This window comes from Aeromonas sp. MTB (assembly GCF_056632455.1).
The window spans coordinates 2,454,754-2,469,317 of the sequence record NZ_CP147026.1 but is presented as its reverse complement, the minus strand read 5'-3'; the positions used below and the strand labels follow the sequence as shown (position 1 = coordinate 2,469,317).

Below are 14,564 nucleotides of genomic sequence, written 5' to 3'. Positions count from 1 at the left end.
GTCAGTTCTCCTCCCGGCGATGATGAAGACACGGGATATGGGACGTAGTAATCATTGGGCCGCGCCCAGAATATGGCCGGCAGCCTGCCAGCCGGTGGCAACGGCAACGCCGGAGCCTGAGCCCTCTTTAATGGGATCGTAATGGGCCAAGACACTGCCCGCGCCATAGAGGTTGGTGAGTGGCTTGCCGCCGCGCAGCACCCGCAGCTTGTCGTCGGTCTTGACCCCGAAGCCCATGAAGGGGTGGTGGTCGAACAGGCGGCGACCGGCCCAGGCGTCACGCTCCTCCAGACTCAGCACATCGGCATCGAAGATGGGCTCGCGAATGCCACGCAGACGGGACTCCAGCCCACGGCTGAAGAAGCTGCCGGAGGCGAGCACGAAGTTGTCCGCTTCAAACAGCTGATCATCGCCATTCTGGGTGTGTACGCCGACCACCCGGTCACCTTCGTAACGGGCGCCCAGCACCCGCTCGCTGGTGAGGAAGGTGCCACCAAGGGCCATAAAGCGGCGCTTGAGCGCCTCCTGCATCCGCATACCTATCAGTGACGGCGGCATGGTGGCCACCTCCTTGATGGTGCAGCCGGTACGCTGCTCCAGCTCCGCCAGACGCGGGCCTACCAGCCCCAGCGAAAGGCAGGCGGGCAGCACGATATGGCGGCAGCCGGGTACACCGCTCTCCTGCACCATGCGGCTGATCTCGCGGGCCAGATCGGCCACCAGATGGTGCTTGTCACACAGGCGCGCGATATCGGCTGAGCGAAACTCGTGGGGGTTGTGGCTGAATTCGGCCAGCTGGGGCAGGCGGATTTCGCCGGTCAGAATGCGGCAGTGGGCAAAACGCGGATGGGTCGCCAGATTGGCGGCCGCCAGTGCCGGATGAAAGTCGCGAAAGCCCTCGAGGGTGGCCAGCAGCAGTACATCCGGGATCGGCGCATCGGTGACGCAGGCACAGGTATCGGGGGAGAGCCAGGTGCGCTTGAGGGTACCGATGGGAGTCAGGCGCTGGTGATTGGTGTCGTGGCGAACCAGCGGCAACCCCTGCTCGGCGCAGTGGCGCTGCAGATCGGCCAGACTCGCTTCGATATTTTGCATTCCCACCTTGCTGTAGGGGTGATCCGGATGGGCTGCCATAAAAGCGGGCAGGGCGGCGCGGGGATCCCCATCGCTTTCGAGCAGATCGACCGAGCCGGAGGAGAAGTGCAGGGCACTCTGGCCGGAGGCCATCAGCAGGGTTTTCTGGCCTGCCTCCACCAGCCGCAGGGCAGCCGAGAGTCCCGCCATACCACCGCCGATAACGATATTGTCAAACTTCATGACGGCTCTCCTTGTGAGTGGTCTCGCTGGTTGGGCTGCGTGGGGTATCGGCAACCAGCTGCGGCGCCGTCCATTCTCCCAGGCCAAACAGCCCTTCGTAGATCCAGTAGGTGAACTCGGCCTCACGCAGGGCATCGCCCCACAGGACGGGGCGGGTTCCCTTGTAACGCTCTTCCAGGAACTGGCGCAGCATGACGCAGGCCTGACGACCGTCAGCCTTGCCATACTCCTGCATCAGACCGGCGGCGCGGTAGGCGCACAGCTCCCCCTGACAGGGCCCCATCCCCAGACGGGTGCGGCGGCGCAGGTCGATGAGGTTGTCCACATCCAGCTCGCGCAGGGCGTATTCGATTTCGCCTGCGGTGACCATTTCGCACTCGCAGATCAGGGCGTTGGCCTTGGGATTGTCACGGAAGAAGGCGATGACCCGCTCGCCGTGGCGGTATTGGGCTGAGCCTTCGACCGGCACCGAGAGGCCGGGGGCGGAGACCTTTTCCGGATCCCGCGAGCCGGGCAGGCTCAGTTCAGCGGTCTGGCAGGGCTTGCTGTTGCCGAGTTTCTTGGCCAGCAGATCGGTGGCCCACTCCGCCATCAGGCGGTAGGTCATCAGCTTGCCGCCGGTGATGGTGTTGAAGCCCTTGAGACCGTCGCGCTCGGCGTGATCGAGCAGCACGATGCCGCGACTGATGTTGCGGCCGGTGTCGTCACCGTCCACCGCTACCAGCGGGCGCACCCCGGCGTAGGCGCGCAGCAGGCGGGTGCGCGCCATGATGGGAGCGAGCTTGATACCTTCGCGCAGCAACACTTCGACCTCTTCGGGTTCGACGGTGAGCTGGTCAATCTTGTTGTAATCGATGCGACTGGAGGTGGTGCCGATGAGGGAGATGGTATCGCCCGGCACCAGAATGTCCGCATCCGCCGGTTTGCGGGCGCGGTTGAGCACCAGCTGGTTGATCCGGTAATCCATGATGAGCAGGGAGCCCTTGGCCGGGAACATGCGGATGCCGAGATCGGCGTATTCGCAAATTTGCTGGCCCCAGATGCCGGCGGCGTTGATCACCTCCTGACACTCCACCTCGAACGCTTCGCCGGTGCGGGTATTGATCGCCTTGACCCCGTGTACCCGATCTTGCGTGCGCAGCAGCCCCAGCACCTTGCAGTGGGTGAAAATGCGGGCGCCGTGCTCTTTCGCGTCCAGCACGTTGGCGGCGGCGAGGCGGAACGGATCGACCGTGCCATCCGGCACATGGATGGCGCCGATCATCGCCGGGTTGGCGTTGGGCTCCATGCGCAGGGCTTCACCGGGATCAAGTTGGCGAGTTTCGATACCGGCCAGGGCGCAGGCATCCATAAAGGTGGTTTGGAAATTGATGTCATCTTCCGGCAGGGTGAGGAAGAGGCCGCCCGTGTCCTCGACACAGTGGCTGGCAATCCGCTTGAGGATGCGGTTTTCCTGGATGCATTCGCGGGCGGACTCCTGATCCGTTACCGCGTAGCGGGCACCGGAGTGGAGCAGGCCGTGGTTGCGGCCGGTGGTGCCGGCGGCGATATCATCGCGCTCGAGCAGGATGCAGTCGATGCCGCGCAGTGCGCAATCGCGCATGATGCCGGCCCCTGTGGCACCGCCGCCTATGATGACGACTTGTGTAGTTATTCTTTTCATTGTTGCCCGTCTCATCTCTTCCAGATGAGGCCAGTGTGGCCTACTTCTGAGTGGAAATGTTTGATATGGGCCAAATTTGCGCTCGCAAACGCTCATTTTCTCGCGCGTTAATGAGCATTATGTGACATTTGTCACGCTTGTTATCGCAGCGGTTAATGGGCTGGTGGCGAATGGCAGGCACAAAAAAAGGGCATCTGATGCCCCTTGTCACTGTTTGACGAGTCTGGTGGGGGTGTGATGCGTCAGCCGCAGCACTTCTTGTGCTTTTTGCCGCTGCCACAGGGGCAGGGATCGTTGCGTCCTGCCTTGAGGGGGGCTGGATCCTGCTCTCCCTCGGTGTAGACCCAGCGCCCCTGATAACGCACGAAGCGAGAACGCTCATGGAGGCAGTGACGCTCATCTCCTTCCAGAAACCAGGCTTTGAACTCCACCATCCCGGTTTCATCCTCCGGGCCGCCCTGGCTGGCGATGATCTCGAGACCATCCCAGCGGGTGTCGATGCGTGAAAGCTCTTCGGCGGTGAGACCGCCAAGGTGGGCCGGGTGCCAGGTATGGACCAGATACTCCCCCAGACCAAGCACAAAAGCGCTGTAGCGAGAGCGCATCAGCTGTTCCGGGGTGTCAGCCACAGCGCCACTGTGACGTGAGCCACAGCACAATTCGAGAGAAAGGGTTGAGCCGCAAGGACAAAGATTCATGATTTTCACGTTCTGGCCGATTTGTTTAAGGGAATTGTAACGAAAGCTGGGCTCGCCCTGCCAGCACCTATACTGATGAGTAAGCAAGGAATTCCAATAAAAACAGCTGCAAGGATGTGAAAGATGACGCTAAAGCAGAAAATCCTGTTACTGGGTGCAGTCCCCGTACTGTTGATGACCTGGTGGTCAATCTCAGTAACTACATGGTCTCCAAGCGCGATCTGGAGTCTGATCTGGTGGTGGCGAGGGAAAATGCCATCAAGGAGCGTAAAGCGCTGCTCAGCAGTTACATCATGATGGCCAAAACCGCCGTCGATGCCGTGTATTCCCTGCCGGATTCACCGGAAAATCGTCAAAAGGTCAAAGAGTTGCTCAGGCCGCTGCGTTACAGCAGTGATGGCTACTTCTTTGTCTATGACTTCGAGGGCAACACCATACTGCTGCCGGTGCGTACCGAGCTGGAGGGGAAAAACCGCTGGAACGACAAGGATGCCAAGGGCAAATTGCTGATCCAGGAGATCCTCAAGTCAGCGCGCCAGGGGGATGGTTTTACCGAATACTGGACGGCCAAGCCCTCCATCGGTCGCGATGCTCCCAAACTGGCCTTTACTCTGGTGCTGGACAAATACCAGTGGGCCATTGGCACCGGTTTTTATATCGATGATATTGACAACGAGCTGGCGGCCTTGCGGGCAGAGCGCGAGAGCAATATGCACGAGTCGCTGCAGAGCAGTGTGCTGGTGATCCTGTTGATCCTCGGTATCACTCTGGCGGCGACCGTTATTGTGGGCAACCGGGTCACCAAGCCGCTGGCGGATGCGGTGCTGGCATTGAACGATATTGCCAACGGCGACGGGGATCTGACCCAGCGCCTCAAGGTGCAGAGCCAGGACGAGATTGGCCAGCTGGCCAGCGCCTTCAACCGCTTTGTCGAGCGGATCCAGTCGGTGGTGAGTCAGGTGGGCGAGACCAGCAACCACCTCTTTAGCGCGGTGGACAAGTTGCACCATCTGAGCGAGCACTATGACCATCAGATGCAGGGTCACAGTCGCGAGACCGATCAGGTGGTCACCGCGGTGACCGAGATGAGCTCCACCGCGCAGGAGGTGGCGGCCAGTGCCTCCAATGCCGCGACGGCAACCAGCGATGCGGCCCGTGAATCGGACGCCGCCCGGGGTGTGGTGAGCGGGGCCATCAACAGTATCAACCGGCTGGTGGGGGAGGTGCATACCGCCTCCGGCGTTATCGAACAATTGGCGCAAGAGACTGCCAAGATTGGCTCGGTGGTGGAGGTCATTCGCGGCATTGCCGAACAGACCAACCTGCTGGCGCTGAACGCCGCCATCGAGGCGGCCCGCGCCGGTGAGCAGGGGCGGGGCTTTGCGGTGGTAGCGGACGAAGTGCGTTCGCTGGCCGGTCGTACCCAACAGAGCACCAAGGAGATCAACGAGATGCTGCAACGTCTGCAGGGCGGGGTGAAGCAGGCGGTGGAGGTGATGCAGGCGAGCGAGGATCGCAGCCAGGAGACGGTGCAGGAGGCGAGCCATATCGCCAGCTCCCTCGACAGCATGGTGATGGCGGTCAGTACCATCAACGACATGAACATCCAGATCGCCACCGCCGCCGAGGAGCAGCACGCGGTATCGGAGGAGATCAACAAGAACCTGGTGGCCATTCAGCAGATTGTCAGCGAGCTGACCAGCGCGGCGGTGGAATCCAACAGCACCACCCGGGATCTGGCCAGTACCGGCGACAAATTGCGCAAACTGGTCTCGCAATTCCGTTATTGATCTTGCAATGGTCCGTGACGGCCACCACAAGATGCGGCCTGACCCCCGGTTCAGGCCGCACTTTATTTGGGGATTGACCAATAATGTGTGAAAATTGCCAGCCTCTTTTTTTCAGCCTTTGCCCCATACCCTATGAATGAGATCGTGAAAGGTAGTATCGATTTGATCCGGCAGCTCAACTACGGCCTGGTCTATGCCAGCCTGGAAGAGCACAAGGAGCTGTCGCGCACCGATCTCTCCCGCCTGACCGGCCTCTCGCCTGCCAGTATCACCAAGATCACCAGGGAACTGCTCGATGGCGGTTTGGTGGTCACCTGTGGTGAAAGTTCAGTGGGGCGCGGCCGTCGTCAGACCTTGCTGCGCATCAACGAACGCCGCTTCCAGTTTCTCTCCATGCGTCTCGGCCGTGGCTACGTGGATATGGCGCTGTTTGACTTTTCCGGCCGTTCGCTGGCTCGCCAGCGCCACCTCTTTACCGAGGAGGAGCGCGCCGATCTGCTGGGCAGTCTGGTACACGCCATCAAGGTGTTTTTGCCGAGAAAATCTCTCAGTCTGGCCTGTATCGCCCTCTGTCTGCCGGGTCAGGTAGAGCGCCACTCCGGTATGGTCAAGCACTTCCCCTTCTACGATCTGCGTAACTGGCCCCTTGGCCCGACTCTGCAACAGGCGTTCTCGGTACCTGTGCTGGTGAGCGGTGACGTGCGCACCTGGATCCAGGCCGAGCGGGAGTGGGGGCCGCCAAAAATTGCGCCGACGCGGTGCTGGTGTTTGTCCACAACGACATCGGGGTCGGCATGGTGGTCAATGGTCAGCTCATCGAGAGCGAGAATGCGCTGCTCGGGGATCTCAGCCACCTGCAGCTCGAGCCCTATGGCCAGCGCTGCTACTGCGGCGGCTTTGGTTGTGCCTGCACCCTGGTGACCAATCAGGCGCTGGAGGCGCAATACCGGGATCTGCGCGAGCGGATGCAGGAGCACGACTTGCCCGAGAGCGTCACCATCCGCGAGCTGTGCGAGCTGGCGCTGGCAGGCAACAGCCTTTGTCAGGATATTCTCCATCAGGCGGCGGGTCGTCTCTCCAAGGTGCTCTCCAATCTCATCTGCCTGCTCAATCCGGGCAAGCTGCTGCTGGGTGGGGAAATCACCCGTGCCGATCGGCTGCTGTTCCCCATGTTGCACCAGTCGCTGGCCAGCCAGTTGCCCGCCGAATATCTGGTGCGGCTGCAGATTGAATCCACCCACTTCTACGAAGATCCCACCAAGCCCACTTCGGTGCAGGTGCACAAGGCACTGCGCGATGGCAGCCTGTTGCTGGAGCTGCTGCGCAGCTGTCAGGAGTCGTAAGACAAGAGGTGTTGGCACTGCGTCTGGCGAAAGGGGCAGGGATTGCTGTTCCGCCAGCGCGTAACTCGGTACAATCTTGCCCTTTTCCGGCAGCCCCCCTGTTATCGCGCCCTGTGGCGGCGTGACTTGTTGGCATCGCTGCCGTTCCTGTTTTGACTCCAGTTGTGAACCTAGATGAAGCCTGTTCCTGATCACGCCGTCAACCGCCTGCGGGCCTGGCGCAAGAGTATCTCTACCCGACCGTTTCTTGCCCGTGGCGGCACCCTGGCCCGCTGTCCGGCCTGTCAGCTGCGCGAGGATTGGTGTGCCTGCGAGTGGCGCCCCGAGCTCAAAGCGGAGGCCGGTTTCTGCCTGCTGATGTATGACAGCGAGCCGATGAAGCCCTCCAACACCGGTCGCCTGATCGCCGATGTGTTGCCGGATACCACCTGGGCGTTTCTCTGGTCACGCACCCAGCCCCATCCCGAGTTGCTGGCCCTGCTGGCCGATCCCGCTTGGCAGCCCTATGTGGTCTTTCCCGCTTGCGAGAAGGAGCCTGCCCGCCTGACCGGCGAGGTGACGCTGGCACCGGGTAAAAAACCGCTCTTTATCCTGCTCGACGGCACCTGGCCGGAGGCGCGCAAGATGTTCAACAAGAGCCCCTATCTGGACGGTTTTCCGGTGCTCGCCATCAAACCCGATGTACTCTCCACCTATGGCATGCGGGTGGCCAACTGCGATGAGCACCTCTGTACCGCCGAAGTGGCGGCCTGCGTGCTGGAAGTGGCGGGGGAGCTCAAGGCTGGGCAGGCACTGCAGCACTGGTTCAATCTGTTCAGCAGCCGCTACATGGCCGGGCGGGTCAGCCGTTTCCCCGGTGCCGATGAGGATCATCTCTGTGAGGCGCTGGCGGCCATCAAGGAAGCGAGCGTCGCTTCAACGGCTTGCTAACTGGCCTTCTGAGGGGGCAGGGGCCTGACAGCTCAAATCAATGAAAATCAGGAATCAATTGGCTGCCACTGTTTCGTTAGATTCATGGTCAGTGGCCCGTTAGGATAGCGGACAGCCTGTGCAGCCCCCCGCACAACGTCGTTTTGGTTATATCCGGTTGCTCGACCCTTCGGGCAACCCACTCTCGTGAGGTCTATGGATGGAATTGGAACTGGTTACCCTGTTTGCCCTGTTCGGTGTGGCGCTTGTCGCCGGCTTTATCGATGCCATCGCTGGTGGTGGCGGCCTGTTGACGGTGCCTGCTCTGCTGGCCACCGGCATGCCCCCCGCGCTGGTGCTTGGCACCAACAAGCTGCAGAGCAGTTTTGGCTCCTTCTCCGCCACCTGGTTCTATGCCCGCAAGGGGCTGCTGGAGTGGGCCATGATCTGGCCTGCGGTGATCTGCACCTTTATCGGTGCGGCCATCGGCACGCTGGCGGTGCAGACCATAGACGCCGCCATTCTCGAGCGCCTGCTCCCTTTCCTGCTGATGGCCTTTGCCTGCTACTTCTACTTCTCGCCGCGGGTAAGCGATGCCGAGAGCTCCCGCCGTCTGACTCCCATGCTGTTTGCGCTGCTGGTGGGGGGCGGTGTCGGCTTTTATGACGGCTTCTTCGGGCCGGGCACAGGTTCGTTTTTTGCCATCGGTTTCGTGGCGCTGGCGGGCTTTGGCATGGCGCGCGCCACCGCCCATACCAAGCTGCTCAACTTCACCTCGAATATTGCCTCCCTGCTGTTCTTTGCTCTTGGTGGCAAGGTGGTGTGGAGTGTCGGTTTTTGCATGGCGTTGGGGCAGTTTATCGGCGCCCGCTTTGGCTCCAAGATGGTGCTGAAAAAAGGGGTGAAGCTGATCAAGCCGCTGCTGGTGACCGTCTCCTTGCTGATGTCTGCCAAGCTGGTGTGGAGCCAGTATCCGGAGCTGTTTGCCTGGATCTGATGTGCGCCTTGCTTGCCGCATCGCAATTGTTAACGGGGCCCAAGGGCCCCGTTGTCACATCTGGTGTTTTACATGGCTAGCGCGGCGTGTCGCTGCGGTGGCGAAAGTGTTGGTGCAGGGCGCTCACCAGCCGGGCAATGCGTTCGCGCTTTAGGCTGTTTGGCCGGTAGACCAGATGCAGGGGGCGGCCCAGCCCGGGCAGTGGGCGGGCCATCTCCCCCTGTTCTCCCACCAGCCCCAGCAGGCCAGCGGGGAGCAGCACAGGGCCAATACCTGCCTTGGCGAGTTCGATGAGCGCCAGATAGGAGTCGAGCTCCATGGCGGGCTCCAGCCCCAAATCAGCCAGCGGTTCGCGCAGGTAGCGGTTGGAGGGGTTCTCCAGATCCATGGTGAGGATCTTGCGCCTGCTTTCTACGCTGGCTGGCGGCAGGCTCGGCTGCGCCTCGCCCACCAGATAGAAGGGCTCCTCAAGCAGCAGATCGGCGCCGAGGCCATGGCCGGGCGGGAGCCGACCGGCGCAGATGCCGAGCAGGGCATCGCCGCTGCGCACCCGCGCCAGAATGACCGGGGTGTGGTGGGTAGAGAGGGCAAGGTGGGGATCGCGCTCCAGATAGTCGCGCATAAAGTGGGCGAGATAACCGGCCAGCAGGGTTTCGGAGCAGGCGATGGGGAGGGGACTCTGATCCGCCAGATCCTGACTATCGGCCAGCACTCCTTTCATCTCTGCCAGACTCGGGGCCACTCGCTCAAGCAGCTCCTTGGCCTGCGGGGTGAGGCGGATCTGGCGCCCCTCCGGCTCGATCAGCTTCTTGCCAAGGCGCTGCTCCAGCTGGGCAATTCGCTTGCTCACCGCCGACTGGCTGATATAGAGGCGACTGGCCACCTTGGCCATGGTCCCTTCACTTGCCAGCAGGCTCAGCGTCTCCAGCCCTTCCAGTAACATCTCGCCCCCTTGTTTATCGCCATCAGGATCGTCACAGATTGATCAGCGCTACCTTAGGGGCTGACTGGCTCAGGAGCAAGGGTCGTTTGCTGCCTTGGCCGGTCGAATGCGCCATTCGCTTAAGGGCGGCGCGAAGATCACCAGATTGCCGATGAGGCTGATCACCACTCCGGCCACAGAGACCGGCTGCCAGACAAAGCCTTCATAAAAGTTGGAGAGGGTAAGCGCCACCAGCGGAAAGAGCACGGTCGCGTAGGAGGCCTTGCTGGCCCCGATGCGCCCCACCAGCGTCAAGTAGGCGGTAAAAGCGATCACCGAGCCAAACAGGGCGAGGTAGACCATGGCCGCCAGATAGTGGCCATCGGTGGGCACCACCAGTTGCTGGCCGAGCAATGTGACCCAGCCCAGCAACAGCACCACGCCGTAAACCATGCCCCAGGGCACCAGTTGCAGTACGTGGTAGCCTTGGCGCTGGCCCCGTGCCGAGACCAGATTGCCCAGCGAAAAGCAGAGGGTGCCGCCGCAGGCGAGCAGTAGCCCCTTCCAGCCGTTTGCACCCAGTTGCGCATCCGCCAGCACCGGCCAGAACAGTAACAGGGTGCCAAAGAGCCCCAGCAAGGAGCCTTGCAACCAGCGCAGGGTGGGGCGCTTGCGCTCGAACAGCCAGAGGTTGAGGCCGTTGAAGATGCTGGCACTGGCGAAGATCACTGCCGACATGCCGCTCGGGATATAACGGGTGGCGTGGTAGAAGCAGAGAAAGTTGGTGGAAAAGAGCAGGGCACCGAGCAGTGCTGCGTAACGCTGGCCGTGCCAGGGGAGGCGTGGAAAGCGGCCGCTGGCGGCGAGCAGTGCAAACAGCGCAACTGCTGCCAGCAGGAAGCGGTAGAGCACCGACACCTCGATGGGGATGGGGCCAAGTTGCCAGGCGATGGCAATCCAGGTGCTGCCCCAGATAAGCACGGTGGCAAGATAGAGCATCAGATTCATCACAGTTCCGGTGAGTCAGGGAGAGATGACCCACTATGGGGCGAGCCCTGATGGCTGGATTGCACCATCTTGCGGTTTTTCATCGCCCTGCGCTGTCATCTGCGGGCGCGGTCGGTAAGATGGATGGCAGCGGGATAACCCGTACACATAACCGGAACAGGTGGCAGGGGCGAATGAAAACAGCAGGGGTATTTGATGCACTGGTCAGCACCGGCGCCCGGCTAGAGGACGCTTGCTGGCTCGAACCCGGGCTCGGGGTGGCCAGTTGGCGCAACTGCTATGACCAGACCCGCTATCACAAGCCGGGCCACCACACCCTGAGCGTCTATCTGCAGGGGGGCGAGCAGACCGAGCGACTCGATGGGCCGGGTGGCCACGGCGGCACCGGCAAGGTGTGCATCATGCCGGATCACCACAGATCCGAGTGGTTGGTGCGCGAAGAGTTTCGCTTCTTTCATCTCTACTTCACCCCGGCTCACCTCACCCGTATTGCCGAGGAGGTGTGTGACAAGGAGGGGCGCCACCTGCAACTGGTGGACAAGACCTTTATCGACGATCCGCAGGCTGCTTCGCTGGTGCAGCGCCAACTGATGCAACTGCAGTGGCAGCACGGGGTCGATCGGCTGGCGCTTTCCCATGGCGCCTGGATGTTGATCCTCCACGCCTACCGCCACCACACCGAGGAGGCTCCCGGTCTGCCGCCTCTGCGCGGCGGGCTGGCGCCCGTGGTGATCAAACGGGTGCAGGAGTATCTGCAGGCCCATCTGGCCGATTCGGTCACGCTGGCAGAGCTGGCCCAGCAGGCGGGGCTGAGCGAGTACCACTTCGCCCGCATGTTCGGCCAGAGTCTCGGTTGCCCGCCCCACCGCTATCTGCTGGGGCTGCGGCTCAAACGGGCCAAGCAGCTGTTGGCTGGCCCCGAGCCGCTGGCCAGCATCGCCAGTCAGTGTGGCTTCTCTTCCCAGGCCCATTTCGGTAATCGTTTTCGTGAGGCGTTTGGTTTGACGCCGGGGCAGTGGCGGGCGCAATTGTCATCTTCTCGTCACAGATAACCCTGAGACTTTGGGTAAAAGAGGTGTACTCTCTACCACTTATCCATTGAAAGGAATGCCCATTGAATTATCGCAAACGTCAAATCCGTACCCGTCATCTCTGGTTCAGCCACTGGAATGCCCCGCAAGATCGCACCGCTGTCGTTACCCCTCCCGAACCTGCAGTGCCTCACAGTTCACGTTGAAAAAGCCCCGCCTGCGATAGGATTTTTCCGGTAACTTTGCCACTATTGCCCCATCACAATGATGTGGACATGGCTGGATGTTTCTGGAACGTATTGAAGTCAAAGGTTTTCGCGGTATAAATCGCCTGTCGCTCGGGCTGGATCAGACCACAGTGCTGATCGGTGAGAATACCTGGGGTAAATCGAGCCTGCTGCGCGCCCTCTGGTGTCTGCTGGGGCAGGATGCCGAGCCCTATCAGTTCACCGCCGAGGATTTTCACCAACCGGAAGATCCCGAATTGGCCCCGGCGCGCCACCTGCAACTGGTGCTCACCTTCAGTGAGCACAGACCCCAGATGTGTCAGCACTCCCGTCGGCTGGCCCGTCTTTGCCCCTCCTGGGTGCTGCACAAGGACAAATTTCACCGCATTCACTATCGCGCCAGCGCTGAGCTGCAGGCGGATGGCTCTGTGCTCACCATTCACGACTTTCTCGACGGGGTAGGCAAGAGCTTGCCCATCGCCAATACCCACGAGCTGGTCTGCCTGCTCATCACCATGAACCCGGTGTTCCGGCTGCGGGACGCCCGTACCGCTCGCAACGGGGTGGAGACATTGCAGTGGGGAGATCTCTCCGAACATCGCCTGAGCGAGCTGGCGGACAAGCTGATCGACGAACCCCAGCGGATCGGCGAACCGGAGCTCAAAGAGGCGTTGCAGGCGGTGCGCCAGCTGATGGATCACTACTTCAACGCTCTGGCCCCCATCAAGAACAAGCCGCGCAGTCAGCGCGACATCATCAATCGCCCCATGACATTGCGCAATCCTGGCAACCTGCATACCCTGCTGCGCCGCGCCGATAACCGCGCGCTGCAGCTGGCGATGGCGGGGATGGCGGCTACCTTGTTGCAGGCGCGTGGCAACCGTGAGCTGGAGGAGGGGGCCCGCCCCATCATGATCCTGGAGGATCCGGAGAGCCGGCTGCACCCGACCATGCTGGCGCTGGCGTGGGGGCTGCTGGAACAACTACCGGGCCAGAAGCTGCTCACCACCAACTCGGGAGATCTGCTCTCTTCCCTGCCGCTCAATCAGGTGCGGCGGCTGGTGCGTCGTCAGCAGGATATCCTCTGTCACCAGTTGGGGGGCGAGCGTTACAGCAGCGACGATCTGCGCAAGATCGCCTTCCACGTGCGGATCAACCGCCCCATGTCGCTGTTTGCCCGTTGCTGGCTGCTGGTGGAGGGGGAGACCGAGATCTGGCTGCTCTCCGAGTTGGCGCAGATCTGTGGTTACAGTCTGCGGGCCGAAGGGGTACGGATCATCGAGTTTGCCCAGTGCGGCCAGTCGCCGCTCATCAAGGTGGCGCGGGATTTTGGCATCGAGTGGCACCTGCTGACCGATGGCGACGAGGCGGGGCTCAAGTATGCCACCTCGGCCCGGGGCCAGCTCAAGGGAGAGCGGGAGCGGGACCGACTGACCCAGCTCCCTGCCGCCGACATCGAGCACTACCTCTATCACAACGGTTTTGAAGCTGTGTTTCGCCGCGAGGCCGGGGTGGGCGGGCGCGCCATGTGGAGTGCCAGTCACATCATCAACAAGGCGATCCATCACCGCAGCAAGCCGGGAATGGCGCTGGCGGTGGTGGAAGAGGCGGAGCGGCTCGGCGCCGAACATATTCCGCCGGTGATCCGCCAGATGTTTGCCCGGGTGGTGGCGCTGGCCCGCGGTCAGGGCTAAAGCCAGCGCAGCATCCCGTCACTATGGATATGGCTGCCAGCAGGGCGCCCCTCAAGGTGGGCTCTGCTGGCAGCAAATTGCCCCGGATTGTTTGCCCACGATTGTTTGTCGCGATTGGGGATAGCCGCCGGTTTGGGTATACTCGCCCCTCTCTGGCGCCCCGGTGGCGCACCTCGAATCTTTACTGCTGGAGGCATCGTGTTCGTCCAACTCCCTTTTTGGCTCTTTCCCCTCACCGGATTGATGGCGCTTGGCGCCCTGATCGCCCTCGGTATCGTGCTGTGGCGCGGTGATATCTGCCCTGGCCAGCGCTCGCGCATCAGTCAGCAGCTCTTCTCCATCTGGGTCATTACCGCGCTCTCTCTGATGCTGGCGGTAGAGGCCAAGGCGGCCAGCTGGCTCATCTGGAGTGGTGGGGGCGCATTGGTGCTCGGAGTCGGCTTGTCACTGGCCCAGTCACGGCTGGAGGGCAAGCGTTCAGTCCCCTCGACACTGCTCTGGCTACCTGCGTTGCCGCTCGCTCTCTATGGCATCGGGCTGCTGCAACTGCAGGGCTGGGTGAGCGGTTTGCTGCAGATGGCGATGCTGGGGGCGGCCTTTGCCCACCTGATGCTGCTGCGGGCCCGTCATCGTCTCAAAGCATTCAACACCCTGTTGCCGCTGGCCGGTCTGGTGGGGGCGATGGCCAGCCTTGTCTGGCTGGCAGTGCTGGTGGGCTGGCAAGGGGGTGAGGCCAATCTCGATGCCCTGATCCCGGCGGTGGTGACCCAGGCAGCGCTGCTGGTGGCCTCTCTGCTGCTCTGGTTCAGCCCGCTCTACTTGCAGCGTGATACCGCGCCTGTTGTGGTCTCCACCTCCCTGTGTGGCCTGCTGATCGCCCAGATTGCCGCTACCAGTGTGTTGCACCAGCTGATCTGACACTGGCGCTGAAAAGAGAAAGCCCCGAGCCAACACTCGGGGCTTTT

10 protein-coding genes and 2 pseudogenes are annotated in these 14,564 nt (G+C 61.9%); 7 read left to right on the top strand and 5 right to left on the bottom strand.

Features of this window, described 5'->3' with window-relative positions; genetic code table 11:
- Positions 1–51 precede the first annotated feature (51 nt).
- The 3 genes from glpB to WBR25_RS11365 all read right to left on the bottom strand — a co-directional run bounded on the left by glpB (position 52) and on the right by WBR25_RS11365 (position 3,678).
- A complete protein-coding gene (gene glpB / locus WBR25_RS11375) occupies positions 52–1,317 on the bottom strand; it encodes a glycerol-3-phosphate dehydrogenase subunit GlpB (RefSeq protein ID WP_429107232.1) in 1,266 nt (421 codons plus the stop codon).
- Positions 1,307–2,980 (bottom strand): anaerobic glycerol-3-phosphate dehydrogenase subunit A, encoded by a 1,674-nt coding sequence (gene glpA / locus WBR25_RS11370; RefSeq protein ID WP_043824090.1) that lies wholly within the window; start codon positions 2,978–2,980, stop codon positions 1,307–1,309. The genes glpB and glpA overlap by 11 nt, the downstream gene beginning before the upstream one ends.
- 242 nt (positions 2,981–3,222) lie before the next feature.
- The gene (locus WBR25_RS11365; RefSeq protein ID WP_429107235.1) at positions 3,223–3,678 is read right to left on the bottom strand and encodes a YchJ family protein; all 456 of its coding nucleotides are present in this window, start codon (positions 3,676–3,678) and stop codon (positions 3,223–3,225) included.
- Between the two features lie 123 nt (positions 3,679–3,801).
- Here WBR25_RS11365 and WBR25_RS11360 point away from each other — a divergent pair.
- From WBR25_RS11360 to WBR25_RS11345, 4 genes and pseudogenes are all read left to right on the top strand, one after another.
- Positions 3,802–5,468, top strand: a pseudogene (locus WBR25_RS11360) (methyl-accepting chemotaxis protein).
- 132 nt (positions 5,469–5,600) lie between these two features.
- Positions 5,601–6,811: pseudogene (locus tag WBR25_RS11355) on the top strand (ROK family protein).
- Between the two features lie 174 nt (positions 6,812–6,985).
- On the top strand, positions 6,986–7,741 hold the full coding sequence (locus WBR25_RS11350; RefSeq protein WP_429107237.1) for a tRNA-uridine aminocarboxypropyltransferase: 756 nt from the start codon (positions 6,986–6,988) through the stop codon (positions 7,739–7,741).
- Positions 7,742–7,940: 199 nt separating this feature from the next.
- The gene (locus WBR25_RS11345; protein WP_005333472.1) at positions 7,941–8,717 is read left to right on the top strand and encodes a TSUP family transporter; all 777 of its coding nucleotides are present in this window, start codon (positions 7,941–7,943) and stop codon (positions 8,715–8,717) included.
- 76 nt (positions 8,718–8,793) lie between these two features.
- Here the strand turns inward: WBR25_RS11345 and WBR25_RS11340 are convergent, their stop codons facing one another.
- On the bottom strand, positions 8,794–9,660 hold the full coding sequence (locus tag WBR25_RS11340; protein ID WP_058058469.1) for a LysR family transcriptional regulator: 867 nt from the start codon (positions 9,658–9,660) through the stop codon (positions 8,794–8,796).
- A gap of 69 nt (positions 9,661–9,729) precedes the next feature.
- A complete protein-coding gene (locus WBR25_RS11335; RefSeq protein ID WP_335832394.1) occupies positions 9,730–10,647 on the bottom strand; it encodes a DMT family transporter in 918 nt (305 codons plus the stop codon).
- A 173-nt stretch (positions 10,648–10,820) separates the two neighbouring features.
- Here WBR25_RS11335 and WBR25_RS11330 point away from each other — a divergent pair, with 173 nt between their 5' ends.
- The 3 genes from WBR25_RS11330 (at position 10,821) to WBR25_RS11320 (ending at position 14,517) form a co-directional block, all read left to right on the top strand.
- The gene (locus tag WBR25_RS11330; RefSeq protein WP_005352438.1) at positions 10,821–11,699 is read left to right on the top strand and encodes a helix-turn-helix domain-containing protein; all 879 of its coding nucleotides are present in this window, start codon (positions 10,821–10,823) and stop codon (positions 11,697–11,699) included.
- Positions 11,700–11,961: 262 nt separating this feature from the next.
- Complete coding sequence (locus tag WBR25_RS11325; RefSeq protein WP_069555949.1) at positions 11,962–13,599, top strand: ATP-dependent endonuclease; 1,638 nt, start codon at positions 11,962–11,964, stop codon at positions 13,597–13,599.
- A 198-nt stretch (positions 13,600–13,797) separates the two neighbouring features.
- Positions 13,798–14,517: a hypothetical protein gene (locus WBR25_RS11320; RefSeq protein WP_167556567.1), complete on the top strand. Its 720-nt coding sequence runs from the start codon at positions 13,798–13,800 to the stop codon at positions 14,515–14,517.
- The last annotated feature ends 47 nt before the right edge of the window (positions 14,518–14,564 follow it).